The following is a 24,368-nucleotide window of genomic DNA, read 5'->3' on the forward strand; positions in this document are numbered from 1 at the left end:
GGCTCTGAGTTTCCTCTGAGTGAGCCGGTGGAGCCCCTTTTCAGAGGGTGCTCAGAGGTTGCCGCTGCACTGTTGTGGCCTGGACAGCGAAAGGACGCAATCCATGACGACCGTGTACGAGCGGCGCACGGCACCGGCGGTGCCGCTGACCACGCGACGCTCCCCGGCGGGCGTCGTGCTCACCCTGTTGTGGGCGGGCGCGGCGGCCGTGACAGCAATGTGGTGGGTGGACACCGGCTCCGTGGTCGGCGCGGCGGGCTGGCTGACCGGGGCCGGGCGGATCGCCGGGCTGCTGAGCGGGTACGCCTGCGCGGTGCTGGTCGGGCTGATGGCCCGGGTGCCGCTGCTGGAGCGGCGGATCGGCTCCGACCGGGTGGCCCGCTGGCACGCGATGGCCGGCCGCTACACGATCTCCCTGCTGGTCGCGCACGTCGTGCTGATCCTCGCCGGGTACGCCGCCCAGGACCACGCCTCGCTCTGGCACGAGACGCTCACGGTGATCCTCGACTATCCGGAGATGCTCAAGACCACCGCCGGCACGGTGATCCTCTTCGCGGTCGGCATCACCTCGGTGCGGGCCCTGCGCCGCCGGACCAGCTACGAGTTCTGGTACTACGTCCACCTGCTCACCTACGCCGCCGTGTTCCTGGCCTTCAGCCACCAGCTGGTGCTGGGCAACGACTTCAACGGCCACCCGGTGGCCACGGCCGCCTGGTACGCGCTCTACCTGGGCGTCGCGGCGCTGGTGCTGTGGTACCGCGTCCTCGCTCCGGTGCGGCTGAACCTGCGCCACCAGCTGCGGGTGCAGTCGGTGCACCGGGAGGCGCCGGGCGTGTACTCGGTCGTCATGCACGGGCGGCGGCTGGACGAGATGGGCGCGGAGCCGGGCCAGTTCTTCCGCTGGCGGTTCCTCGGCGAGGGCCTGGGCTGGACGTCGACGCCGTACTCGCTGTCGGCCCCGCCGCGCCGGGACGTACTGCGGGTCACGGTCAAGGCGCTCGGCGACCACAGCGCGGCCATCGCCCTGCTGCGCCCGGGCACCCGGGTGTGGGCGGAGGGGCCGTACGGGGCGATGACCCAGGACCGGCAGACCTCCCACAAGTCCCTGCTGATCGGCGCCGGCGTCGGCATCACCCCGCTGCGGGCCCTGTTCGAGACCCTGCCCGGCCAGGTCACCCTGCTGTACCGGGCGCGCGGCGCCGAGGACCTGGCGCTGGGCGGCGAGCTGGAGGCGATCGCGCGGTGGCGCGGCGCGAAGGTGCTGTACGCGCTCAACGGGGCGGACGGACGGCGCCCGGACCTGTCGGCGCGGTCGCTGCGGTCGGCCTTCCCCGACCTCGCCGAGCACGACGTCTACATCTGCGGTCCGCACGGCTTCGCCCTGGACGTGTACGAGGCGCTGAAGGACGCCGGCGTCCGGGACAGCCGTATCCACCACGAGTCGTTCGAATTCTGAGAGTCTGCGAGGCAGCCACGTGCACGCCCTGAAGAAGAACCGTCCGCTGCGCCGCATCGTGCTGGCCGGTGCCGCCACCGTTTCCGGAATGGTGCTGCTGCTGTCGATGAAGCCGCACACGTCGGCGGAGACCGCCGTCGCGGTGCCCGCCCCCTCCAGTAGTTCCAGCGTCTCCGGCGGGTCGAGCGGCTCCGGCAGCTCCGGCGGGTCGAGCGGCTCCAGCGGGTCGACCACCAGCGGCACGAAGACCGTCACGGGTGACACGGTGCAGACCCGCTGGGGTCCCGTCCAGGTGCGGATCACGCTCAAGAACGGCAAGCTCACCGAGGTGGAGGCGATCGCCTACCCCTCGGACAACCCGAGGGACCAGGAGATCAACAGCTACGCCATCCCGCAGCTGCGCAGGGAGGCCCTCGCCGCGCAGAGCGCGAACATCGACACCGTCTCCGGCGCCACCTACACCAGTGACGGTTACCGCCAGTCGCTGCAGTCCGCGCTGGACTCCGCGAGCAGCTGAACGCACCGGTGCCGGGACACGTATCTCAGGGCCAAGGGACCACGCCATCCCCCCTTGCCCCCGCCCCCGGAGGAACCGTGACCACCACGCTCGCAGGCGGCCGCGCCGCCCGCCGCCAGACGATGCGCCGCATCCGCCCGCGCCGCTCCCCGGCGACCGCCCTGCTGCTGGCCGTATGGGCCGGTGCGGCCGGCGTGCTGTGGCTCTGGTGGCACGACACCCCGTCCATCGCCGACGACAACGGCAAGGTCCTCAACGCGGGCCGGATCACCGGCCTGCTCGCCGGGTACCTGATGGCGCTCGTGGTGCTGCAGATGGCCCGGGTGCCCGCGCTGGAGCGCCGGGTGGGCTCCGACCGGGTGGCCCGCTGGCACGCGATGACCGGCCGCTACACGATCTGCCTGGTCCTCGCCCACGTCTTCCTCACCATGTGGGGCTACGCCCTGCAGGCGGGCAAGTCGCTCGGCGACATCGTCCAGCAGACGGTCGACTCCGTCGAACAGCTGCCGGACATGGGCAAGGCCGCCGTCGGCACCGGCCTGCTGTTCCTGATCGGGTTCATCTCGGTCGGCGGGATCCGCCGGCGCCTGCCGTACGACGCCTGGTACCACGTGCACCTGCTCACCTACGCGGCGGTGTTCCTGACGTTCTGGCACCAGATCACCACCGGGAACGACTTCGCCCTCGAGCCGACCGCGAAGACCTTCTGGTACGGCCTGTACGGCGGCGTGACCGCGCTGGTGCTGTGGTACCGCGTCCTCACCCCGATCCGGCTCAACCTGCGGCACCGCATGCACGTCGAGGCCGTGATCGAGGAGACGCCGGGCATCGTGTCGGTGCTGATCGGCGGGCGGAAGCTGCACCGGATGGGCGCGGAGGCCGGCCAGTTCTTCCGCTGGCGCTTCCTCGCCCCGGGGATGCGGTTCAGCTCGCACCCGTACTCCCTGTCGGCCGCACCGCGCCCGGACATGCTGCGGATCACGGTGAAGGCGATCGGCGACCACAGCGCCCGCCTGCGCGAGCTGACGCCCGGCACCAGGGTGTGGGCCGAGGGCCCGTACGGCGCCCTGACCGCGCAGCGGCGCAGCCGCGGCAAGGTGCTGCTGGTCGCGGGCGGGGTCGGTATCACTCCGATGCGGGCGCTGTTCGAGACGCTGCCGGGCGCGGCGGGCGACATCACCCTGCTGTACCGCGCCAACAGCACCCAGGACCTGGCACTGTGGGACGAGCTGGCCGCGATCGCCGAGGAGCGCGGCGCCCGGTTGATGTACGCGGTCAACAGCCCGGACGGGGAGCGCCCCGACATCTCGGCCGAGCGGCTGCGCCAGAAGCTGCCGGACATCGACAAGCACGACGTCTTCATGTGCGGGCCGACCGGGTTCGCGCGGACCGTGTACGAAGCACTGCGCGGCGCGGGAGTGCCCGCCCGCCGCATCCATCACGAGTCGTTCGAGATGTGAGCGACGGGACTTCAGGAGCTGTAGGAGCGATGAGGAAGAGTCATCCCATCCGGCGTGTCGTGCTGACCACCGCCGCCACCGTGTCGGGAGTCGTGCTGCTGCTGTCGCTGAAGCCGGCGACCGACCCGGGCGCCACCGCGGCGGGCGTGGTGCCCCAGCAGACCGCGGGGGCGCAGGAGTCGCCGCAGGGCGGGGCGGCGACCGCCGCCGGCAGCGGCACGGTCACCGGCAACGCGGCCCAGACGCAGTACGGCGCGGTCCAGGTACGCCTGACGGTGAGCAACGGCAAGATCGTCAAGGCCGAGGCGGTGCAGGCGCCCCAGGGCGGCGAGAGCAGCCAGAAGACCGCCCTGGCCGTGCCCAAGCTCAACCAGGAGGCCGTGGCCGCGCAGAGCGCCGACATCGACGCGGTGTCCGGAGCGACGTACACCAGCAGCGGGTACAAGCAGTCGCTGCAGTCGGCGCTGGACAAGATGAAGGCGAGCGCCGGCTCGTCGCAGGGCGGCGGCTCCTCGTCCGGGACCGGCTCCTCGTCCGGGACCGGTTCGTCGTCCGGGACCGGTTCGTCGCAGGGCGGCGGCGGGCCGTCGTCCTCCGGTGCCGCCCAGGCCAGGACGGTGACCGGCGGTGTCGCGCAGACGCAGTACGGTCCCGTGCAGGTCCGCATCACCGTCAGCGACGGCAAGATCGTCAAGGCCGAGGCCGTGCAGGCGCCGCAGGGCGGCGAGAGCAGCCAGAAGACCGCCCTGGCCGTGCCCAGGCTCAACCAGGAGGCGGTGGCGGCGGGCAGCGCGGCCATCGACTCGGTGTCCGGCGCCACCTACACCAGCACCGGGTACAAGCAGTCGCTGCAGTCGGCACTGGACCAGGCCGGTGGCTGAGCAGGTGCCCGAGCCCGCCGGGACTCCCGCCGCGGTGCGTCACGCGGAGGAGGTCATGGGGACCGTCTTCTCCTTCGACGTCCGCGGCGGGGAACCCGATGCCGTGCGCGCGGCGCTCCAGGAGGCGGTCGCCGGGCTGCACCGGGTCGACGAGGTGTTCAGCGCCTACCGGGAGGACAGCCAGCTCTCCCGGCTGGCGCGCGGCGAGCTGACCGTCGAGGACTGCGACCCGGACGTCGCCGAGGTGCTCGGCCTGGGCGCCGAGGCGGAACGGGTGAGCGACGGCTGGTTCAGCATGCGCTACGAGGGCCGCCTCGATCCCACCGGGATCGTCAAGGGCTGGGCCGCCGAGCGTGCGGCCCGCCGGCTGGCGGCCGTCCCCGGGGTGAGCGGGGTCAGCATGAACGGCGGCGGCGACGTCCAACTGCTCGGGACGCCCGACTCGCAGCGGCCGTGGCGGGTCGGGGTGTCGGACCCGTTGCGTCCGGGCGGGCTGGCGGCGGTGATCTCGGCGGCGGGCACGCAGGAACTGGCGGTGGCCACGTCCGGGACGGCAGAGCGGGGCGCGCACATCGTCGACCCGCGCACCGGCCGCTCGGCGGTGACCGACCTGGTGGCCGTGACGGTGGTGGCTCCCTGCCTCACCTGGGCGGACTGCTGGGCCACGGCCGCCTTCGCGATGGGCTCCCGGGAGGGCCTGCGCTGGCTGGAGTCCCTGCCGGACGTGGAGGCACTGCTGATCACCGCGGGCGACGAGGTCCGCTGTACCGGCGGCCTGGCCTCCCACCTGGGCTGAGCGGCGCGGCGGCGGGCGACCGCGTGCCGCGCCCCGGCCGCCTCCCCGCTGCGGACGGGCCCCGGCGGTGTGTCCGCGGCGGGGCCCGTGCTCGGTTCAGTGGCCGTTCTGGGCCAGTCTCAGCAGGTGTTCGGCCAGCGCCTGGCCGCCCGTCGGGTTACGGCTGATCAGCAGCAGCGTGTCGTCGCCGGCGATGGTGCCGAGGATGTCCTGCAGTTCGGCCTGGTCGATGGCGGACGCGAGGAACTGCGCGGCGCCCGGCGGGGTCCGCAGGACGACGAGGTTCGCGGACGCCTCGGCGGAGATCAGCAGTTCCTGGGACAGCCGCCGCATCCGCTCCTCCTTCGCCGACTCGCCCAGCGGCGCGCGCGGTGTGCGGAAGCCCCCCTCGCTCGGCACCGCGTAGATCAGGTCGCCGTCGGTGTTGCGGATCTTGACCGCGTTCAGCTCGTCCAGGTCCCGCGACAGCGTGGCCTGCGTGACGCTGAGGCCGTCGTCGGCGAGGAGTTTCGCCAACTGGCTCTGCGACCGCACCGGTTGCCGGTTGAGGATGTCCACGATCCGCCGGTGGCGTGCGGTGCGGGTCTGCGGCACGGCAGGCCCGGCGTTGTGTGCGTCGTCCTGCGGCTGGCTCATCGTCGTCCCATTCTCCGGATCATCCGTCCCCCTTGGCCACGTCGAGGATGCCGGGCAGCGCCCGCAGGAAGGCGTCCACCTCGTCGTCGCCGAGATTCAGCGCGGGCATCAGCCGTACGACGTCGGGGGCGGGCGCGTTCACCAGGATTCCGGCCTCCTGAGCCGCCTGCCGCACCTGGGGCGCGAGCGGCTCGGTGAGCACGATACCCAGCAGAAGCCCGGTGCCCCGGACGTGGTCGATCAACTCCAGGCCCAACGACTCGATTCCGTCCCGCAGTTTCCCGCTCTGCCGCTTGACGTTCTCCAGCAGGCCCTCGTTCTCGATGGTGTCGAGGACGGCGAGTCCGGCGGCGCAGGCGACCGGGTTGCCGCCGAAGGTCGTGCCGTGCTGGCCCGGTTGCAGCAGTTCGGCCGCGCGGCCGAAGGCGACGGTGGCGCCCAGCGGCAGGCCGCCGCCCAGTCCCTTGGCGAGGGTGACGACGTCCGGCAGGACGCCGTCGTGGGCCTGGTACTCGAACCAGTGCCCGCTGCGGCCGATCCCGGTCTGCACCTCGTCGAGGACGAGCAGCGCCCCGGTGGCGGCGGTGATCGCGCGGGCGGCCTTGAGGTAGCCGGCCGGCGGCACGACGACGCCGATCTCGCCCTGCACCGGCTCCAGGATGACCAGCGCGGTCTCCTCGGTGACCGCGGCGGCCAGCGCCTGCGCGTCGCCGAAGGGCACGTGCGTGACGTCGCCGGGCAGCGGCAGGAAGGGTTCCCGCTTGCCCTGCTGGCCGGTCATCGCGAGGGCGCCCATGGTGCGGCCGTGGAAGGCGTCGTAGGTGGCCACCACGTGCTTGCGCCCGGTCAGCCGGCCGATCTTGAAGGCGGCCTCGTTGGCCTCGGCGCCGGAGTTGCAGAAGAAGACCCTGCCGTCCCGGCCGAAGAGCCGCAGGAGCCGTTCGGCGAGCGTGACGGTGGGGTCGGCCATGAAGAAGTTGGAGATGTGGCCGAGGGAGCCGATCTGCCGGGTCACCGCCTCGACGACCGCCGGATGGGCGTGACCGAGCGCGTTGACCGCGATGCCGCCGACGAAGTCGAGGTACTCCTTGCCGTCGGCGTCCCACACCCGGCTGCCCTCGCCGCGCACCAGGGGCAGCAGCGGGGTGCCGTAGTTGTTCATGAACGCGCCCTGCCAACGCGCCGTCAGTTCCTGATTGTCCGTCATGCGGCGCCCCCCTCGGTCTCGTCCGGCACGACCATCGTGCCGATGCCCTCGTCGGTGAAGATCTCCAGCAGGATCGAGTGCTGGACCCGGCCGTCGATGACGCGGGCGGTGTTCACGCCGTTGCGCACGGCGTGCAGGCAGCCTTCCATCTTCGGCACCATGCCCGCCGACAGCTCCGGCAGCAGCCTCTCCAGCTGGGAGGCGGTGAGGCGGCTGATCACCTCGTCGGAGTTCGGCCAGTCCTCGTAGAGTCCCTCGACGTCCGTGAGGACCATGAGGGTCTCGGCGCCCAGCGCGGCGGCGAGCGCCGCGGCCGCCGTGTCGGCGTTGACGTTGTAGACGTGTCCGTCGTCCTGGCTGCGGGCGATCGACGACACCACCGGGATGCGGCCGTCGGCGAGCAGCGCCTCGATCGCGCCGGTGTCGATGGCGGTGATCTCGCCCACCCGCCCGATGTCGACCAACTCCCCGTCGATCTCGGGCTGGTGCTTGGTGGCGGTGATGGTGTGCGCGTCCTCGCCGGTCAGTCCGACGGCCAGCGGGCCGTGCTCGTTGAGCAGGTTGACCAGCTCGCGCTGCACCTGTCCGGCCAGCACCATGCGGACGACGTCCATGGCGTCCTCGGTGGTGACGCGCAGGCCGGCCTTGAACTCGCTGACGATGCCGTGCTTGTCGAGGGCGGCGCTGATCTGCGGGCCGCCCCCGTGCACGACGACGGGCCTGAGGCCGGCGTGGTGGAGGAAGACGACGTCCTGCGCGAACGCGGCCTTCAGGTCCTCGTCGATCATGGCGTTGCCGCCGAACTTGATGACGACGGTCCTGCCGTTGTGCCGCACCAGCCACGGCAGCGCCTCGATGAGGATCTGGGCCTTGGGCAGGGCGGTGTGCTTCCGTGTCGGACTGCTCATGAGCTGTAGGCGCTGTTCTCGTGGACGTACTCGGCGGTGAGGTCGTTGGTCCAGATGGTGGCGGTCTCCGCGCCCGCGGCCAGGTCGGCGACGATGTGCACCTCGCGGTAGCGCATGTCGACCTTGTCGCGGTCCTCGCCGACGCCGCCGTTCTTGCACACCCAGACGCCGTTGATGGCGACGTTGAGCCGGTCGGGCTCGAAGGCGGCGCCGGTCGTGCCGATCGCGGACAGGACGCGGCCCCAGTTGGGGTCCTCGCCGTGCACGGCGCACTTGAGGAGGTTGTTGCGGGCGATGGTGCGGCCCACCTCGACGGCGTCGTCCTCGGTCGCGGCGTTGATCACCTCGATCCTGATGTCCTTGCCGGCGCCCTCCGCGTCGCGGATCAGCTGCTGGCCGAGGTCGTCGCAGACCTGCCGTACGGCGTCGGCGAACTCCTCGTAGGCCGGGGTGACCCCGGAGGCGCCGGAGGCGAGCAGCAGCACGGTGTCGTTGGTGGACATGCAGCCGTCGGAGTCGACGCGGTCGAAGGTGACCCGGGTCGCCGCGCGCAGCGCCCGGTCCAGGGTGTCGCCGTCGAGGTCGGCGTCGGTGGTGAGGACGACGAGCATGGTGGCCAGGCCCGGGGCGAGCATGCCGGCGCCCTTGGCCATGCCGCCGACGGTCCAGCCGTCCTTGGTGACGACGGAGGTCTTGTGGACGGTGTCGGTGGTCTTGATGGCGATGGCGGCCTTCTCGCCGCCGTGCTCGGAGAGCTGGGCGGCCGCGGTCTCGATGCCCGGCAGCAGCTTGTCCATCGGCAGCAGCACGCCGATCAGGCCGGTCGAGCAGACGGCGACCTCGATGGGAGCGCGCCCGAGGACCTCGGCCGCCTTCTCCGCGGTGGCGTGGGTGTCCTGGAAGCCCTTGTGCCCCGTGCAGGCGTTGGCGCCGCCGGAGTTGAGGACGACGGCGGAGACCTGGCCGCTCTTCAGCACCTGCTCGGACCACAGGACGGGCGCGGCCTTCACGCGGTTGGAGGTGAAGACACCGGCGGCGGCGCGGCGGGGTCCTTCGTTGACCACGAGGGCCAGGTCCGGGTTGCCGTTCTGCTTGATCCCGGCGGCGATGCCCGCCGCCGTGAATCCCTTTGCTGCCGTCACGCTCACGGCGCAACTCCGATCGTCGTCAGCCCGGTGGTCTCGTCGAGCCCCAGGGCGAGGTTCATGCTCTGGACGGCACCGCCCGCGGTGCCCTTGGTCAGGTTGTCGATGGCGCTGATCGCGATGACGCGGCCCACGGCCTCGTCGTACGCGACCTGCACCTGAACGGCGTTGGACCCCTGGACGGAGGCCGTGGCGGGCCACTGTCCCTCGGGGAGGAGGTGGACGAAGGGTTCGTCGGCGAAGGCCTTCTCGTAGGCTGCGCGGACCGACTCGGCGGTGACGCCGTCCCTGGCCTTGGCGTTGCAAGTGGCGAGGATGCCGCGGGGCATCGGCGCGAGGGTGGGGGTGAAGGAGACGGCGACCCGCTCCCCCGCCACGGCGCTGAGGTTCTGGATCATCTCGGGGGTGTGCCGGTGGCCGCCGCCGACGCCGTACGGCGACATGGAGCCCATCACCTCCGAGCCCAGCAGGTTCGGCTTGGGCGCCTTGCCCGCGCCGGAGGTGCCGGACGCGGCGACGATCACCGCCTCGTTCTCGACGAGCCCGGCGGCGTACGCCGGGAACAGCGCGAGGGAGACGGCGGTCGGGTAGCAACCGGGCACCGCGATGCGCTTGGACCCCTCCAGCGCGGCGCGGGCGCCCGGCAGTTCGGGAAGGCCGTAGGGCCAGGTCCCGGCGTGTGCGGAACCGTAGAAGCGCTCCCAGTCGGCGGCGTCCTTCAGCCGGAAGTCGGCGCCCATGTCGACGACGAGGACGTCCGGGCCGAGTTGCTCGGCGACGGCGGCGGACTGGCCGTGGGGCAGGGCGAGGAAGACGACGTCGTGTCCGGCGAGCGCCTCGGCCGTGGTCTCCTCCAGCACCCGGCCGGCCAGCGGCAGCAGGTGCGGCTGGAGCGCGCCGAGCCGCCGGCCCGCGTTCGAGTTGCCGGTCAGGGCCCCGATCTCGACCTCGGGGTGCGCCAGGAGCAGACGCAGGACCTCACCGCCCGCGTATCCACTCGCTCCGGCCACCGCCGCACGTACCGCCATGGAATCCTCCTCTTGGGTGGCATGACTATACGTATGACTGCACGTTTATGCAATCCATCGGGTCGGTGAGCGGTTCGGGTCCGACGGTCCCGGCCGCGCCGGCGGCGGACCGCCCGTGCCGCCGCGGAGACCGGCGCCCCCGGCGGCGTACGTCCGGATCGGTCGGCGGTCGAGTCCGTTCATGCGGGATCGGCCGGCCTCGCGCGTGATGTCCCCGGCGAGTCCCGCGGCAACGCCCGCGCGCCGGCTCAGGCCGCCCGCCCCGTGGGCGATCCGGTGCGCAGGGCGTGGCCGAGGGCCTCCAGGGCGAGGGCGCGGGACGGCACGTCGGGCAGGACCCGGGAGGCGCACTCCAGCAGCAGGGTCGCCACGGTCAGTTCCAGGTGGAGGCTGGGCAGCGCGGGCTCCGGCACGCCGGGACGCGGGCCGGTGACGGCCGCGGTGAGCCGGGTGCGCGCCCAGTCGACGAGGAAGGCCGTCGTCCGCCGTCCGCCGGCGGGGTGCCCCGCCGCGTGGAGCACGGCGGGCAGGGCGTCGGCCAGGCGGGCGAGGACCGCCTCTCGGTGGTCGCGCAGCAGGATCCGGTACGCGGCCTGCGCGGGCGGACGCTCGCCCCGCACGCCGGGGCGCGGAGCCGTCCACGGCGGCGCCACCCGGCTGAGGCCTTCCTGGAGAGCCGCCACGAAGGTGCGGCCCACCACTTCCATACTGTCCCCGAAGTCGGGGACGACTGAGGCGGTCTTTGTCACCGTGACTCCTCGATGTCATTCGAAGACGGGCCGACCACCGCTGAATGTGAATTTCCACCGCGGCAATCCGGACTTCCGAATGAATCTATCCGCGCCACTCCCCCGCCCGATCACGCACGGGTAATTCGCAGCTCCCCCGGCACGGATGAAGAGTCCGAGGACGGCACGTTACCCGCACCCCGAATCACCCACCCCCCTACAGGACTTGGCCGAAACTTTACCCTCGCTGGGTGGTGCCACCGTGATCTGTACAACTCATTTCAGCCTGCCAGTAACGCTGGTTGTCGGGTTAATGTGAGCCCATGCGATTCGGCGTGCTCGGACCACTTGAGGTGCGGACGGTGACGGGGAGGCCGGTTCGGGTTCCCGAAGTCAAGGTCCGTGCCCTGCTGGCGAATCTGCTCGCCCACCACGGCCAGGTCGTTCCCACGGTCCGCCTCATCGAGGCGCTCTGGGGCGGCACGCCCCCGGCCAATCCCGCGGCGTCGCTCCAGGCGAAGGTCTCGCAGCTGCGCCGGGCCCTGGAGGACGCCGAGGAGGGCGCCCGGGACCTGGTGGTGCACCGGGCGCCGGGCTACACCCTCCAGGCCCCGCAGGACGCGGTGGACTCGCTGCGCTTCCGGGCCCTGGTGGCGCGTGCGCGCACACTGGACGACCTGCGGGCCCGCGCGGCCGCACTCGAGGACGCGCTCGCGCTGTGGCGCGGGCCCGCCTTCGCCGACTTCGCGGACGAGCCCTTCGTCCACACCGCCCTCGCCCAGCTGGAGGAGGAGCGGCTCACGGCGGTCGAGGAGCACTTCGAGACCCGGCTCGGGCTGGGCGAGCACAGCCTGCTGATCGGGGAACTGGCAGCACTGGTGACCGCCCATCCGCTGCGCGAGCGGTTGCGGATGGCCCACATGCGCGCGCTGCACCAGGCCGCCCGCTCCTCGGAGGCGCTGGCGAGCTACGCCGACCTGCGCCGCCGTCTCGACACGGAACTGGGCCTGGTACCCAGCGAGGCCGCGGACGCCCTGCAGCAGGCCATCCTGCGTCAGGACCCGGCGCTGCGCGGGCCGGTCGCACCGGCCACCGCCGAGGCCGCGCCGCGGGCCCGCACCAGCCTGCCGGACTTCCCGAACGCGCTGGTGGGACGGGACGACGCGCTGCAGGAGGGAGGGCGCCTGCTCGCCCGCAGCAGGCTCGTCACCTTCACCGGTCCCGGGGGCGTCGGCAAGACGAGGCTCGCGGTCGCCGTGGCCGCCCGGGCCGCGGACGCCTTTCCCGACGGGGTGCGCCTGGTGGAGTTCGCGGGACTGCGGCCCGCGGACCAGGCCGGCCGGCCCTGGTGCCTGGCGCAGCACGTGCTGGCGGCGCTCGGCATCCGCGAGGGCGCCGACCAGACCGGCGCCCGGCCCGGCGAGGGCTGTGGTCCGGAGCGTCATCTGCTGGACTTCGTCGCCTCCCGCCGGCTGCTGCTCGTACTGGACAACTGCGAGCATGTGCTGGACGACGTGGCCTTGCTGGTACGGCTGCTGCTGGAGCAGGCGCCGGGCGTGACGGTGCTGGCCACCAGCCGGGAACCGGTGCGCCTCCAGGGTGAGACGGTGTGGCCCGTGCCCCCGCTGGAACTGCCCGGCTCGGCGGAGCAGGAGGCGCTCGAACGCTCCAGCGCGGTGCGGCTGTTCGTCGAGCGGGCCCGTTCCGCCGACCCCTCCTTCCTGCTGGACGCCCGGACCGCGCCGGCCGTCGCCGCCGTGTGCCGCCGCCTGGACGGCATCCCGCTGGCGCTGGAGCTGGCCGCCACGCGGGTGCGGGCGCTCGGTGTGCACGAACTGCTCGACCGGCTCGACGACCGCTTCCGCGTGCTCAACTCCGGCTACCGGGGCGCGCCGCCCCGCCAGCAGACGCTCCAGGCGACGATCGAGTGGAGCTGGAGTCTGCTCGAACCCGTGGAGCAGGCCGTGCTGCGACGGCTGTCCGTGCACGTCAAGGGCTGCACACTGGCCGCCGCCGAAGAGGTGTGCGCGGGCGGCGAGGTGGCCGCCGGTGACGTCGTCGACATCCTGTCGCGGCTGGTCGACCGGTCTCTGGTGATCCGCGGCGACAGCCCCGCCGGCGCCCGTTACCGGCTGCTGGAGTCGGTGGGGGCGTATGCCCGGGCCCGGCTGGCGGAGGCCGGCGAGGCCGCGCAGGTCGCGCGGCGGCACACCGTGCACTACACCGAGCTGGCCGAGCGGGCCCGGCCGCATCTGCACGGACCCGAACAGCACCGCTGGTTACGGCGGTTGTCGGCGGAGACCGCCAACTTCCGGCAGGCCGTGCGGGAGGCGGCCGACGGCGGCTCGCCCGAGCTGGCACTGCGCCTGGTCAACGCGCTGGCCTGGTTCTGGATCCTGATGGGCCGGCTCACCGAGGGCCGGCGCTGCCTGGCCTCCGCGCTGGAGGCGCCCGGCCAGCCGCCCGGCCCGCCGGAGGCTCTCGAGGCGGCGACCTGGTGCGAGGGGATCGGGTTGCTGCTCGGGGAGATCGAGCCGGACGAGCAGTGCCGGGCGCCCCGGGAGCGGGCCCCCGCGCAGCGGTCCGCCGGGCTCGCCCACGCCAAGTGGTTCGTGGGACACGCGCTGTGGGACGTGGGCGCGCTGGCCGCGGCCGAGAGCTGGGTGAACGAGGCGCTGGTGGACTTCCGGGCGCTGCGCGACGCCTGGGGGGTGGCCGCCGCGCTGAGCAGCCGGGCCGCACTGGCGATGGCCCGGGGCAGCCTGGCCGCGCTGCACGACGACGCGCTGGAGGCGCGCGCCCAGTTCTCGGCCCTCGGGGACGCGTGGGGACAGCTGAAGGCGGCGCAGGCCCTGGCCGTGCACGCCGAGATCACCGCCGCGTACGACGAGGCGGCGCAGCTGCACCGGGAGGGACTGCGGATCGCGGAGTCGCTGGAGCTGTGGCCGGAGGTGTCGCGCCAGCTGTCGGGGCTGGGGCGGATCGCGCTGCTGTCCGAGCGGTACGACGAGGCGGAGGAACTGCACGACCGGGCGCTGCGACTGGCCGTCGAGCAGGGCAACCGGCCGGCGGAGCAGATGGCGGAGCTGGGCCTCGCGCTCGGCGCCCGCCGCCAGGGCGACCTGGCCGCGGCGGTCCGGCATCTGCGGCCCTGGCTGGAGTGGAACCGCACCCGGGGGGCGATCAACGGCCTCGCCCTGGTCCTGGCCGAACTGGGATTCTGCGCGGAGCTGCGCGGTGACGCCGCGGCCTGCCTGGACCTGCACCGGGACGGGCTGACCGCGGCGCTCGCCACCGAGGACCCGCGGGCCGTCGCGCTCGCGCTGGAAGGCCTCGCGGGAGCCCACTCGCTGACGGCTCGCACGGCCCGGGCCGCCCGGCTGCTCGGCACCGCGGCGGCGACCCGGGAACGCTCCGGCGCGCCGCTGCCCGAGGCGGAACGCGCCGATGTGCAGCGCATCTCGGCCCGGGTGCGCGGCGCGCTCGGCGCCCAGACCTATGCCGCCGAGTACGCCACCGGACAGTCCGTGGAGTACCGCGACGCGGCGGAGGCGGAGCTCGCGGGCCCCGAAGCACCCGGGGAGCACCGGCTGGTGGAGGGCCCGCAGGCGGTACGGCCCGCCGACGCGGTGGCCCGGACGCTGCCGCGCCGTATCCCGCGTTCGGCCTGACCGATGCCGGGGCGGGCCCTTTTCGGCCAGTCCCGGGCTGCGGTCAGCGCTGGAGCTCGTCCGTCCACAGACGGCTGCTCAGGTCCGAGCCGCGCAGTACCTGAACGCGCCACGGGTCGATCCGGATGACGTGGTACTGGGGGTCCTCCGGTCCCAGGCGCCAGAAATTGCGCGGGTTGTAGCCGACGCCTCGCGGGCTGCCCTTGGCGTACAGATCCCAGGCGTACTTCTTTACCTCCGGATCGTCCACCCAGTAGGAGAGGCTGTCGATGAAGACCGCGTTCTGCCGTGGATTCCAGTACGAATAGGTGGTGTGCGGGTTGTTCGCCAGATGGGCCGCCTTGACGGGGGTCTTGTACGCGGCGAGCCAGCCGACCGGCCGGCCTTCCACGGTCTCCCAGATGGGGAGCAGGACCCGCGCCCGGGGGCGGCCCTTGCTGTCGACCGTGATCATCGTGCAGTACACGATGTCCTGGATGTACGTCACGAAGGCGCTCTCGATTTCCGAGAACGAATCCACCTTCACAGCACCCATCGTGGCACCTCAAAAAAAGAGTCGGAAAATCAGGACACGGCCATTCACCACCGGTCGACCTCAGCGTGCCGCACCCTTCGGCCGGAGAGAAGAAGGCACTTTGAAGTCACCGACTCACCGCCGGGGAACCCGGCGGTGGACGGACTCTTTCCGGAAGGCGGTGGTCAATCGGCCCAGACCCCGCTCGCGGCGGCCTCCCGGACGAAATCGGCGAAGTCCCGCGGCGGGCGGCCCAGAACACTTTCCACGGTGTCGGTGGGCGTCGAGTTCAGGTTCTCGCGGATCTGCCCGACGAGGTCGGCCACGAATACCGCGTAGTCGGCGGGCACGTCGTAGGAGACGAGTTCCGACACATAGGCGTCGTGGGCCACGGGCTCGTAGCGGATCGTCCGTCCGGTGGCGCGGGAGATCTCCTCGGCCGCCTCGGCGAGCGTCAGGGGCCGCGCGCCGCTCAGGTCGTACACCCGGCCGTCGTGCCCTTCCTCGAGCAGGGCCGCCGCGGCCACCTCGGCGACGTCGCCGGCGTCCACGAACGGCTCGCGGCCCTGCCCGGCGGGCAGGCGGAGCTCTCCGGAGCGTACGGAGTCCAGGAGCACGCCCTCGTCGAAGTTCTGGAAGAACCAGTTGGGCCGCAGCACCGTCCACGCCGCGCCGGACTCCCGCACGCCCCGCTCGCCGGCGCTGAGGTCCTTGCCGCCGACCAGGCCCGTGGTGCGTGCCTGGAGCAGTACGAGCCGGCGGACGCCGGAGTCCGCGGCGAGCTTGGCCAGGGCGGCGATCTCGGCGGCCGCGTCCCAGCTGCCGGGCTGGTCCTGGCGGTCCACCAGGTAGGCCGCGTGGGCTCCGGTGAGGGCCGGCTCCCAGGTGTTCTGGTCGTTCCAGTCGAAACGGACCGGGGCGGTCCGGCCGGCCGCCCGGACCGAGGCTCCCCGGGCGCGCAGGGCCTGCACGACCCGGCGTCCGGTCTTCCCGGTACTGCCCAGGACCAGGATGTCTGACTGACTCATGGATTCGCCTCCCGTACGGGGGATGGGGTGTGCCGGAGGTGGGCGCAGGGGGCACCGGGCGGAGGATTCCGGTGCCCCCTGCGGGCTTGCGGCTGCACGGAGCGGGCGCCGGCGCAGGCGCCGCCCGGTGGAGCGGTGATCAGAGGAACGGCGTGTCCGGGGCCAGGCCGAGGAGGGCCCTGCCGTGCACTTCCTGGTTGGTGTTGAAGGCGAACAGCGCGTGCAGGGCGAGGCCCCGCAGGTCGCGGTGGAAGCGCTGGAACGGCACGTCCCGCATGATCACCGAGGCGCCGCTGGCCTCGAACAGCTCGTCGACGGCCTCCTTGGCGAGCTGGATGGCGTACCCGGCCTTGCCGCGCACCGCGGCCCGCTCCTCCAGCGACGGCTGGGTGCCCGCGTCGGCGTGCTCCTGCAGCAGCCGCAGCCAGGTGTCCTGGAGCGCCTCGGCCGCGGCGATCTTGTTCGCGGCGGTGGCGACCTGGATCTGGGTCAGCGGGGACTGGCTCTGGTCGGTCCACGAGGTGTAGGTGATGCCGCGGCCGGGGAGCCGCTCCAGGAACAGGTCGAGGGCGCCCCGGGCGATGCCGAGGTAGGCGCTGGCGCCCTGTGCCATGAAGAACGGGATGAAGGCGTAGTTGCGGCCGGTGGCGCCCGTGTTGGACCGTCCTGCGGTGGTGCCGGTGAGCACCTCGGGCAGGCTGACCACCCGGCGGGCCGGGACCTTGACGTTCGCGGCGGAGACGGTGGAGCTGCCGGTGCCGGCCGCCGCGGAGGCGTGCCAGTCGTCGGCGATGTCGAGCTGCGTGAAGGGCACCAGGGCGGCGTGCGGTACGGGCGTCCCGTCGGGCGCGGGCAGCACGGCGGCGAGCAGGGCCCAGCCGGCGCCGCGGGAGCCGGAGATCCACTTCCAGCTGCCGTTCAGGACGTAGTCGCCGCCGTCAGCGGTGAGGGTGCCGGTGGGGGTGAAGCCGGTGGACACCCGCACGGAGCCCTCGGCGTACACCTCCTTCTGGGCCTCGTCCGGGAACAGGCTGGGCACCCAGGAGCTGGACACCCAGATCATCGCGACCCACCCGGTGGCCGTGTCGGCGCGGGCTATCTCGCTGAGGATCCGCACCTGGTCGGCGACCGGCGCCTCCAGGCCGCCGAAACGGCTCGGCACGTTGAGACGGAACACCCCGGCCTTTTCCAGCAGTTCGATGTTCTCGTCGGGAATCCACCGCCGTTCCTCGGCCACCGGACCGGATTCCCGGAACCGGACTGCCTGGGATTTCACCTCGTCGAAGACCGCGGCGATCGCACCGTTGTTCGTGGTCATTCTTCCTCCTCAGCGGTTTTCTTCCGGCCGTGCGGGATTCAGTCTGGCGAACGGCTCTCATGGCCCGGTAACCGCGAAATCTTTCCCGCGCTCACCCGGAGTCCGGGCGGTGTGTGCGCGGTCAGCGGACGGTAAGTCGCGGGCACCCACGCACAAGGGCCCGTGCGGCGCGCGCCGCACGGGCCCTTCGGGGAATTCCGGGAAAGGAATCGCCTCAGGCCCGGGGGATGGCCTGAGGCGAGTTCGAGGGGGCCCGGCGTACCGGGCCGCGGCCGGGTCAGCGCGAGGTCTCGGCGGACTCCAGGACGGGACCCGCGGCGGCCGGCTCCGCGGCGGCCGCACCGGACCGGTTGCGCAGCCCGAACACGCTGACGAGGACCGCGATCGCGGCGGCCACCAGGGGGACGACCAGAGCCGCCCGGTAGCCGTCGAGCATCGCCTGCGAGCCGGTCCCGTCCGTCGCGGCGTCGATGGCCGCGGTGGCCGAGGACAGGCCGAGGCCCGCGCCGAACTGGAAGCAGGTGTACAGCAGACCGCCGGCGACGCCCTGCTCCTCCTCGTCGATGCCCTCGGTGGCGACGATCGTCAGCGGACCGTAGGCCAGCGAGAAGGACAGGCCGAGGACGATCAGGCTCGGGAACATCATCAGGTAGGTCCAGTCGAGCCCCAGCGGCAGCATCAGCGCGTAGCTCAGCACGGCCAGCAGCAGACCGCCGAAGATGACGCGGGCGTTGCCGAACTTGTTCACCAGCTTCGGGGTGAGGGTCGGCGACAGGATCGCGTCGATACCGATGACGATCATCGCGAAGCTGGTCTGGATGGTCGACCAGCCGCGCAGCTCCTGAAGGTAGAGCACGACGATGAACTGGTAGCCGAAGAACCCGGCGGCGAACAGCAGGCCCGCCAGGTTGGCGCGGACCAGGCTGCCGTTGCGGAAGATGCCCAGCCGGACCAGCGGCGCGGACGCCTTGCGCTCGATCAGCACGAAGGCGAGGAACAGCAGGAGGCTGGCGGCGGCGGTCAGCGCGGTCTGCGCGGCCGGTGCGTGCGTGGCCCGCTCGACGGAGAGCACCAGCAGCAGGATCGCCCCCGTCACGCTGACCGCGCCGGCCACGTCCATGCTCTGACCGCCCCGGTCGGGCCGCGGCGACTTGGGGATGAGGGCCGCGCCGGTGAGCAGGATGGCGAACGAGAGGATGACCGGCGCGAAGAACACCCAGCGCCAGTCCGCCGAGGCGAGCAGGCCGCCGACGACGAGGCCGATGGAGAAGCCGCCGGCCGCGGTGCCGGAGTAGACCAGCAGTGCCTTGTTGCGCTGCGGGCCCTCCTCGAAGCTGGTGGTGATGATCGACAGGCCGGCCGGGGTCATGAACGCCGCCGCGACACCGGTGACGAACCGGGCGAGGATCAGCGTCCAGCCCTCGGTGGCCAGGCCGCCGAGCCCGGAGAAGAGCAGGAAGACCGTCAGCCAGAACAGGAACATCTGGCGGCGGCCGAACAGGTCGGCCGCGCGGCCGCCGAGCAGCATGAAGCCGCCGTAGCCCAGGACGTAGGCGCTCATCACCCACTGGAGCGTGCCGGTGGAGAGCCCCAGGTCGGCGCGGATCGACGGCAGGGCCACGTTGAGCATGGCCACGTCGACGCCCTCAAGGAAGATCGCACCACACAGCACGAACAGCACGCCCCAAGCGCGCCCACTCATGCGATCGGTGCCGCTGTCCGGAGAGGATTGCAGTGCGGACACGGAAATTGACTCCTCGGTAGAGAAAACAGGGAGAAACCGAAATCGGGGCGACCGCTCAGGACACCAACTCTGCATGACGACATACGGGGGGCAGTTGGCGGCGGTTCCCTCTTGTAACCACAGGCATCATCGGGCAGGCTCGATGACTATGGAAGAAGGCACTTTGAAGTCACCGACTCACTGCAGGGGTACCGAAGCCGATTACGAGGTGATGCAGTGGGACACCCGGCAGGGCTGTGAGGTACGCCAGATCCTGGACCGGGTGGCGGACAAGTGGTCGCTGCTGGTGATCGCGCTGCTGGACCGCCGCACGCTGCGCTTCAGCGAGCTGCGCCGGCTGATCGAGGGCGTCAGTCAGCGCATGCTCACCGTCACGCTGCGCCAGTTGGAGCGGGATGGCCTGGTCAAACGCACGGTGCACCCGGTGGTGCCGCCGCGGGTGGAGTACGAGCTGACACCGCTCGGGGCGACGCTGCACGACACGATCCGCAGCCTGGTGATCTGGACGGAGGAGCACCAGGTCGAGATCGCCTCGGCCCGCGCGGAGTACGACCGGCGCACGGCCGCGGAGACTGCGGCGTCCTGAGCGGGGCCGGGCGGGCGGGTGTCGGTCATGGCCCGGTAATCGCCTGGTAATTCCCCGGAGCCCGCCGCCGGTCACCGGTGCTGCATGAATTACCGATCGATGGGCGCCGAATTACCGTGAAATGAGTGCACGATTACCGCGCGATTCCCGGCCGATGACCCATGATTTTCATCGGGTTGGGGCCACGGGATCGCGCGGCGGCATTTCCAGGGGGAGGAGCGCGGGTAAAGCCGCGCGCAGGGCGGGGGAATGCGCCGCCGCCACCCGCGACGGCGCGGCGGCGACCGGTCCGTACGAGGCGGCGGGTCCGTACGAGGCGGTGCCGGCCGGTCCGTGCGAGGCGGCGGGTCCGTACGAGGCGGTGCCGGCCGGTCCGTGCGAGGCGGCGGCGGCCGGTTCGGACAGCACGGCCGCCGCCGGTCCGGACAGGGCGGCGGCGGCCGTGCCGGGTGGGCTCATCCGGCGGGCGGGAAGTGGCCCTTCTCGACGAAGAACCCGACGTACCTGCCGAAGAGTTCCTCGGTCAGCGGCGGGCAGCTGATCCCGGTGCCGGCGAGCGCGGCCTCGGTCTCGGTGGTGTCGAGGGCCGGGTAGAAGGCGTCGGTGTCGGAGGTCATCATCTCGAAGGCGTGCAGGAGGGGGAGCAGCGCGTTGTCCCGGTCCGCGCGCAGCGCCGCCCGCCACTGCTCCCGGTCCGTCTCCGCGAGCCGGTAGCCGAGGCGGCGCAGATACGTCACGCAGTCGGCGAGGCTCAACGAGCCGCGGTTGAACAGGTGGTAGGTGCCGCCCGCGCCGTCGGGCCGGGTGGAGATGCCGAGGATCGCGGCGCTGACGTAGTCGACCGGCAGCAGATGGAAGCGGCCCGGGACGCCGGACGGTACGAGTCCCGCCTGGAGCAGGCCCTTGAGGCTGAGCCAGACGAAGTCACGGGTCTGGCAGGCGCCGTTGTCCCGGTCGCCGGAGATCACGTCGACCCGGTACACGGAGACGGGCAGGCCCCGCTCGCGGGCGAGGTCCACGATCTGCTCGCCGACCCACTTGCTGCGCAGATAGCCGCTGGGCAGCGCCTCGGCCGGCCCGGTCGGGTCGGTGACCCGCAGCGGGACGCCCGGCGTGACCGGTCCGTCGAACACGCCGACGGTGGAGACGTGGTGGACCGGGACGGTGCGGTGCCGGGCGGCGAGCCGCAGCACCTCGACCGTGCCGTGCACGTTGGCGTCGCGGAGCGCCCGGTAGGGCTTGAGCCAGTGCACCGACGCGCCCGCGTGGTAGACCGCGTCGACGCGGCGGGCGAGGTCGTCGAACCGCTCCTCGCTCAAGCCGAGCCGCTCCTCGGCGAGGTCTCCGACGACGACGGCGAGCCGCTCCTCGTCCACGTCGTGCCACACCCGGTACCACTCCAGGCTGTCGCGCAGCCGCCGGTGCGCCGCGCTTTCGTCGGCGCCGCGCACCAGGCAGTGGATCCGGGCGGTGGTGGTGCGCATGAGGTCGCGCAGCAGGAAGGCGCCGAGGAAGCCGCTGGCGCCGGTGAGCAGGATCTCCCGCGGTTCGGCCACCGTGCGTACGACCTCGGGTGCCGGACGGATGTCGGCGGGGAGGTGGATGTCCGCGGCGTAGTCCTCGTCCGCGTCGGCGTCCGCGTCGTCCGCGCCGGTGCCGGGGGTGAGTCCGGCGAGCAGGTGCGCGGCCAGGTCGTGCGGGGTCGGGTGGTCGAAGACCACGGTGGCGGGCAGGGTCAGACCGGTCAGCTCCGCGACCCGGTTGCGCAGTTCGACCGAGGTGAGCGAGTCGAGGCCGAGCTGGGGGAAGGAGCGGTCGGCGGCGATGTCGTCGGTGCCGGAGCGGCCGAGGACCCGGGCGGTCTCCGTACGCAGGGCGGCGAGGACCTCGGCATGCCGTGCCTCCCGCGTGTCCAGGGCGGCCAGCCGGTCGCGGAGGGAGGGGCCGCTGTCGGCGGTGCCCTGCGCGGCGCTGCGGCGCGGGGCACGGACCAGTGCGCCGAGCACGGCGGGCACGCGCGGCTGTTCGCGGAGCGCGGCCACGTCCAGCGGGGTGGCCACCGGGTCGGGCCGGCCGAGCCGCATGGCGAGGTCGAACAGGGCGATGCCCTGTTCGGTCCCGACCGGCCGGAAGCCGCTGCGGGCGATGCGCCTGAGGTCGGTCTCGGTCAGGTTCCCGGTCAGTTCGGAGGCCTGTGCCCACAGGCCCCAGGCGATGGAGGTGGCGGCCAGGCCGTTGGCGGCGCGGTGCCGGGCGAGCGCGTCGAGGAAGCCGTTGGCGGCGGCGTAGGTGGATTGACCGGGTCCGCCGACGACCGCGGCGATCGAGGAGAACGTGACGAACGCGGTCAGGCCCAGGTCACGGGTGAGGTCGTGCAGATGCCAGGCCGCGTCCGCCTTCGGCCGCAGTACCGCGGCGAGCCGGCCGGCCGTCTGGGCGGCGACGACACCGTCGTCCAGGATGCCCGCGGTGTGCACCACGCCGCGCAGCGGGTGCTCGCCGGGGATGGTCGCCAGCAGCCGGGCGAGGGCGTCCCGGTCGGAGACGTCGCAGGCGGCGACGGTCACGGCGGCGCCGAGCGAGGCCAGTTCGGCCCGCAGCACCTCGGCCCCGGGTGCCTGTTGGCCGCGCCGGCTGACCAGCAGCAGGTGCCGTATCCCCCGCTCGGTGACCAGATGCCGGGCGAACAGCGCGCCGAGGCTGCCCGTGCCACCGGTGATCAGCACGGTGCCGTCGGGGTCCCAGACGGGCGAGGTCGGCGCGGTGCCGCCCGTGTTCCAGGCGGGCAAGGTCGGCGTGGTGCCGCCCGTGTTCCAGGCGGGCGAGGTCGGCGCGGTGCCGCCGGTGTTCCGGGCGGACCCGGTCGGCGTGGTGCCGCCCGTGTTCCAGGCGGACGCGGTCGGCGCGGTGCCGCCCGTGTTACGGGCGGACCCGGTCGGCGCCGTGCCGTCGAAGTCCGCGGCCGGCACGGCGGTCGGGGCGGGCCGCTCGGCGCGGATCAGGCGAGGCACCAGGACCTGCGGGCCGGCCGTGCGGCCGGGGCCGGCGTACGGGGTGTCGCGTACGGCGGCCTGCGGTTCGCCGGAGGCGACGACGGCGGACAGGACGGTGTCGAGCCCGGAGGCGTCCGGGTCGGGCACGTCGGCCAGGACGATCCGGCCGGGTGCCTCGGACTGGGCCGAGCGCAGCAGGCCCCAGGCGGCAGCGGCGCCCAGGTCGCGGACGTCCTCGCCGTCGGCGGCCGCTACGGCGCCACTGGTGAGCACGACGAGCGGGAGGCCGTTCAGGGCGTCCTCCGCGAGCCACTGCCGGGCCAGTTCCAGCGCCCGCCCGACGGTGGTGTGCACCGCGTCGGGGGGTGTGCTGCCGGGCGGCGAGACGAGGCGTACCCGTACGGCGTCGATCTGCGCGCCCGCGGACACGGCGGCGGCCAGCGCGGCCGGGTCGGGGTCGGTGCCGTCCGTGGCGAGGTCCGCCCAGTGCAACAGGGCGGGCGCGAGCGGGCGGGGTGTCCAGCCGACGTGGAACAGCGCGTCGTGGTCGCGGGTGCGGGCGGCGGCAAGCGCGCCGGGGTCCGGCTCGCCCGGGGTGATCGCCGTGACCTCGGCGACCGGCCGACCGGCGGGGTCGGTCAGGTGCAGTGTCCAGTCACCGGTGTCCGGGGCCGGGGTGATCCGGGCCCGTACCTCCCGCGCGCCGATGGCGTGCAGCCGTACTCCCTGCCAGCGCAGCGGAGCGCGGGACGGGCCGAGCAGCGGACGCAGGGCGGCGTCGAGGAGTGCGGGATGCAGGCCGAAGCCGTCGGCCCGGTCCGCGAGTTCGTCCGGCAGCCGTACCTCGGCGAAGTACTCCCCCGCGTGCTCCCACACCCCGGTCAGGCACTCCAGCAGTTCCGGCGGGTACGAGGTTCCGCCGGCGGCGAGCCGCTCGTGGACGTCGTCCGGGGTCAGGGCGGTGGCGTCGGCGGGCGGCCACTGCCGTTCGCCGGCGGTCGCGGGTGCGGTGAGCGGAGCCGGGCCGACGGTGCCGTGGGCGTGGCGGAGCCAGGAGGCGCCGGGATCCTCGGTGCGGGTGTGCACGGCGAGGGCGCGGCGCCCGGCCGGGTCCGCGGGGCCGACGCGGATCTGCAGGCGCAGGGCGCCCTGGGCGGGCAGTACGAGGGGTTCGTCGAGGGTGAGGTCGTGGACCTCGGTGCAGCCGGTCTCGTCGGCCGCGTGGATCGCCAGTTCGGCGAGCACCGCGCCCGGTACGACGGGCTGCCCGGCCAGGCTGTGTCCCGCGAGCCAGGGGTGGCTGCGGGCGGACAGGCTGCCGGTGAACAGGGTCTCGTCGCTGTCGCCGAGTGTGAGGGCCGCGCCGAGCAGGGGGTGCCCGGCCGTGTCGAGCCCGAGCCCGCCGGTGTCGGCGGCGGACTCGGCCTCGACCCAGTAGCGCCGGTGCTGGAAGGGGTAGGTCGGCAGTGGTACACGGCGGGCGCCGGAGCCCTTGAAGAAGGCGTCCCAGTCCACGGCCGTACCGGAGACGTGCAGTTCGGCCAGGGCCTCGACGAGGGTGTGCGGCTCGGTACGGCTGCGCCGCTGGAGGGCGAGGGCCCGGGTGCCGGGGCGGTCGGCGAGGACGCTCCGGTTGAGCGCGGTCAGGACACCGTCGGGGCCGATCTCCAGGAAGGTGCGCGTGCCCTGCTCCTCCATCGCGGTGACGGCGTCGGCCCAGCGGACGGCCTCACGCACCTGCCGTACCCAGTA

At 73.0% G+C, this 24,368-nt stretch carries 19 protein-coding genes; 7 read left to right on the forward strand and 12 right to left on the reverse strand.

Going from position 1 to position 24,368, the window contains the following annotated elements:
* Positions 1-103 precede the first annotated feature (103 nt).
* The 5 genes from ACH4ZX_RS23120 to ACH4ZX_RS23140 all read left to right on the forward strand — a co-directional run bounded on the left by ACH4ZX_RS23120 (position 104) and on the right by ACH4ZX_RS23140 (position 5,110).
* A complete protein-coding gene (locus ACH4ZX_RS23120) occupies positions 104-1,456 on the forward strand; it encodes a ferric reductase-like transmembrane domain-containing protein (protein WP_398275758.1) in 1,353 nt (450 codons plus the stop codon).
* A gap of 19 nt (positions 1,457-1,475) precedes the next feature.
* A complete protein-coding gene (locus tag ACH4ZX_RS23125; protein ID WP_398275761.1) occupies positions 1,476-1,973 on the forward strand; it encodes an FMN-binding protein in 498 nt (165 codons plus the stop codon).
* Positions 1,974-2,050: 77 nt separating this feature from the next.
* Positions 2,051-3,433, forward strand: coding sequence for a ferric reductase-like transmembrane domain-containing protein (locus ACH4ZX_RS23130; protein ID WP_398275764.1), 1,383 nt, complete (start codon positions 2,051-2,053; stop codon positions 3,431-3,433).
* A 29-nt stretch (positions 3,434-3,462) separates the two neighbouring features.
* Entirely contained in the window at positions 3,463-4,314 is an 852-nt protein-coding gene (locus ACH4ZX_RS23135; protein WP_398275767.1) for an FMN-binding protein, read from the forward strand.
* Between the two features lie 55 nt (positions 4,315-4,369).
* Complete coding sequence (locus tag ACH4ZX_RS23140) at positions 4,370-5,110, forward strand: FAD:protein FMN transferase (protein WP_398275822.1); 741 nt, start codon at positions 4,370-4,372, stop codon at positions 5,108-5,110.
* A gap of 96 nt (positions 5,111-5,206) precedes the next feature.
* On the opposite strand, the gene ACH4ZX_RS23145 is transcribed toward ACH4ZX_RS23140, so the two are convergent.
* The 6 genes from ACH4ZX_RS23145 to ACH4ZX_RS23170 form a co-directional block, all read right to left on the reverse strand.
* Positions 5,207-5,746 carry an arginine repressor gene (locus ACH4ZX_RS23145; protein WP_324788693.1) on the reverse strand — a complete coding sequence of 180 codons (540 nt, stop codon included), beginning with the start codon at positions 5,744-5,746 and terminating at the stop codon, positions 5,207-5,209.
* 19 nt (positions 5,747-5,765) lie between these two features.
* A complete protein-coding gene (locus tag ACH4ZX_RS23150) occupies positions 5,766-6,953 on the reverse strand; it encodes an acetylornithine transaminase (RefSeq protein WP_398275771.1) in 1,188 nt (395 codons plus the stop codon).
* Positions 6,950-7,861: an acetylglutamate kinase gene (gene argB / locus ACH4ZX_RS23155; RefSeq protein WP_398275774.1), complete on the reverse strand. Its 912-nt coding sequence runs from the start codon at positions 7,859-7,861 to the stop codon at positions 6,950-6,952. The genes ACH4ZX_RS23150 and argB overlap by 4 nt, the downstream gene beginning before the upstream one ends.
* Positions 7,858-9,009, reverse strand: coding sequence for a bifunctional glutamate N-acetyltransferase/amino-acid acetyltransferase ArgJ (gene argJ, locus ACH4ZX_RS23160; protein ID WP_398275777.1), 1,152 nt, complete (start codon positions 9,007-9,009; stop codon positions 7,858-7,860). The genes argB and argJ overlap by 4 nt, the downstream gene beginning before the upstream one ends.
* On the reverse strand, positions 9,006-10,034 hold the full coding sequence (gene argC, locus ACH4ZX_RS23165) for an N-acetyl-gamma-glutamyl-phosphate reductase (protein WP_398275780.1): 1,029 nt from the start codon (positions 10,032-10,034) through the stop codon (positions 9,006-9,008). The genes argJ and argC overlap by 4 nt, the downstream gene beginning before the upstream one ends.
* 248 nt (positions 10,035-10,282) lie before the next feature.
* Complete coding sequence (locus tag ACH4ZX_RS23170) at positions 10,283-10,783, reverse strand: hypothetical protein (RefSeq protein ID WP_398275783.1); 501 nt, start codon at positions 10,781-10,783, stop codon at positions 10,283-10,285.
* Positions 10,784-11,085: 302 nt separating this feature from the next.
* On the opposite strand from ACH4ZX_RS23170, the gene ACH4ZX_RS23175 reads away from it, so the two are divergent.
* The gene (locus ACH4ZX_RS23175) at positions 11,086-14,433 is read left to right on the forward strand and encodes a BTAD domain-containing putative transcriptional regulator (protein ID WP_398275786.1); all 3,348 of its coding nucleotides are present in this window, start codon (positions 11,086-11,088) and stop codon (positions 14,431-14,433) included.
* Positions 14,434-14,476: 43 nt separating this feature from the next.
* On the opposite strand, the gene ACH4ZX_RS23180 is transcribed toward ACH4ZX_RS23175, so the two are convergent.
* The 4 genes from ACH4ZX_RS23180 to ACH4ZX_RS23195 form a co-directional block, all read right to left on the reverse strand.
* On the reverse strand, positions 14,477-14,968 hold the full coding sequence (locus tag ACH4ZX_RS23180) for a pyridoxamine 5'-phosphate oxidase family protein (RefSeq protein ID WP_398275789.1): 492 nt from the start codon (positions 14,966-14,968) through the stop codon (positions 14,477-14,479).
* Between the two features lie 164 nt (positions 14,969-15,132).
* Positions 15,133-15,975: an NAD(P)H-binding protein gene (locus ACH4ZX_RS23185; protein ID WP_398275792.1), complete on the reverse strand. Its 843-nt coding sequence runs from the start codon at positions 15,973-15,975 to the stop codon at positions 15,133-15,135.
* A 139-nt stretch (positions 15,976-16,114) separates the two neighbouring features.
* On the reverse strand, positions 16,115-17,293 hold the full coding sequence (locus ACH4ZX_RS23190; RefSeq protein WP_398275795.1) for an acyl-CoA dehydrogenase family protein: 1,179 nt from the start codon (positions 17,291-17,293) through the stop codon (positions 16,115-16,117).
* A 277-nt stretch (positions 17,294-17,570) separates the two neighbouring features.
* Positions 17,571-18,995 (reverse strand): MFS transporter, encoded by a 1,425-nt coding sequence (locus ACH4ZX_RS23195; RefSeq protein ID WP_398275798.1) that lies wholly within the window; start codon positions 18,993-18,995, stop codon positions 17,571-17,573.
* A gap of 190 nt (positions 18,996-19,185) precedes the next feature.
* On the opposite strand from ACH4ZX_RS23195, the gene ACH4ZX_RS23200 reads away from it, so the two are divergent.
* On the forward strand, positions 19,186-19,623 hold the full coding sequence (locus ACH4ZX_RS23200) for a winged helix-turn-helix transcriptional regulator (protein ID WP_398275801.1): 438 nt from the start codon (positions 19,186-19,188) through the stop codon (positions 19,621-19,623).
* Positions 19,624-19,791: 168 nt separating this feature from the next.
* Here the strand turns inward: ACH4ZX_RS23200 and ACH4ZX_RS23205 are convergent, their stop codons facing one another.
* Entirely contained in the window at positions 19,792-20,082 is a 291-nt protein-coding gene (locus ACH4ZX_RS23205; protein WP_398275804.1) for a hypothetical protein, read from the reverse strand.
* Positions 20,079-24,368: thioester reductase domain-containing protein (locus ACH4ZX_RS23210; RefSeq protein ID WP_398275807.1), on the reverse strand; the 4,290-nt coding region annotated here is incomplete at its 5' end. The genes ACH4ZX_RS23205 and ACH4ZX_RS23210, both read right to left, overlap by 4 nt.

The organism is Streptomyces sp. NPDC020490, from assembly GCF_044335305.1.
In the GTDB taxonomy this organism is placed as follows: Bacteria; Actinomycetota; Actinomycetes; order Streptomycetales; family Streptomycetaceae; genus Streptomyces.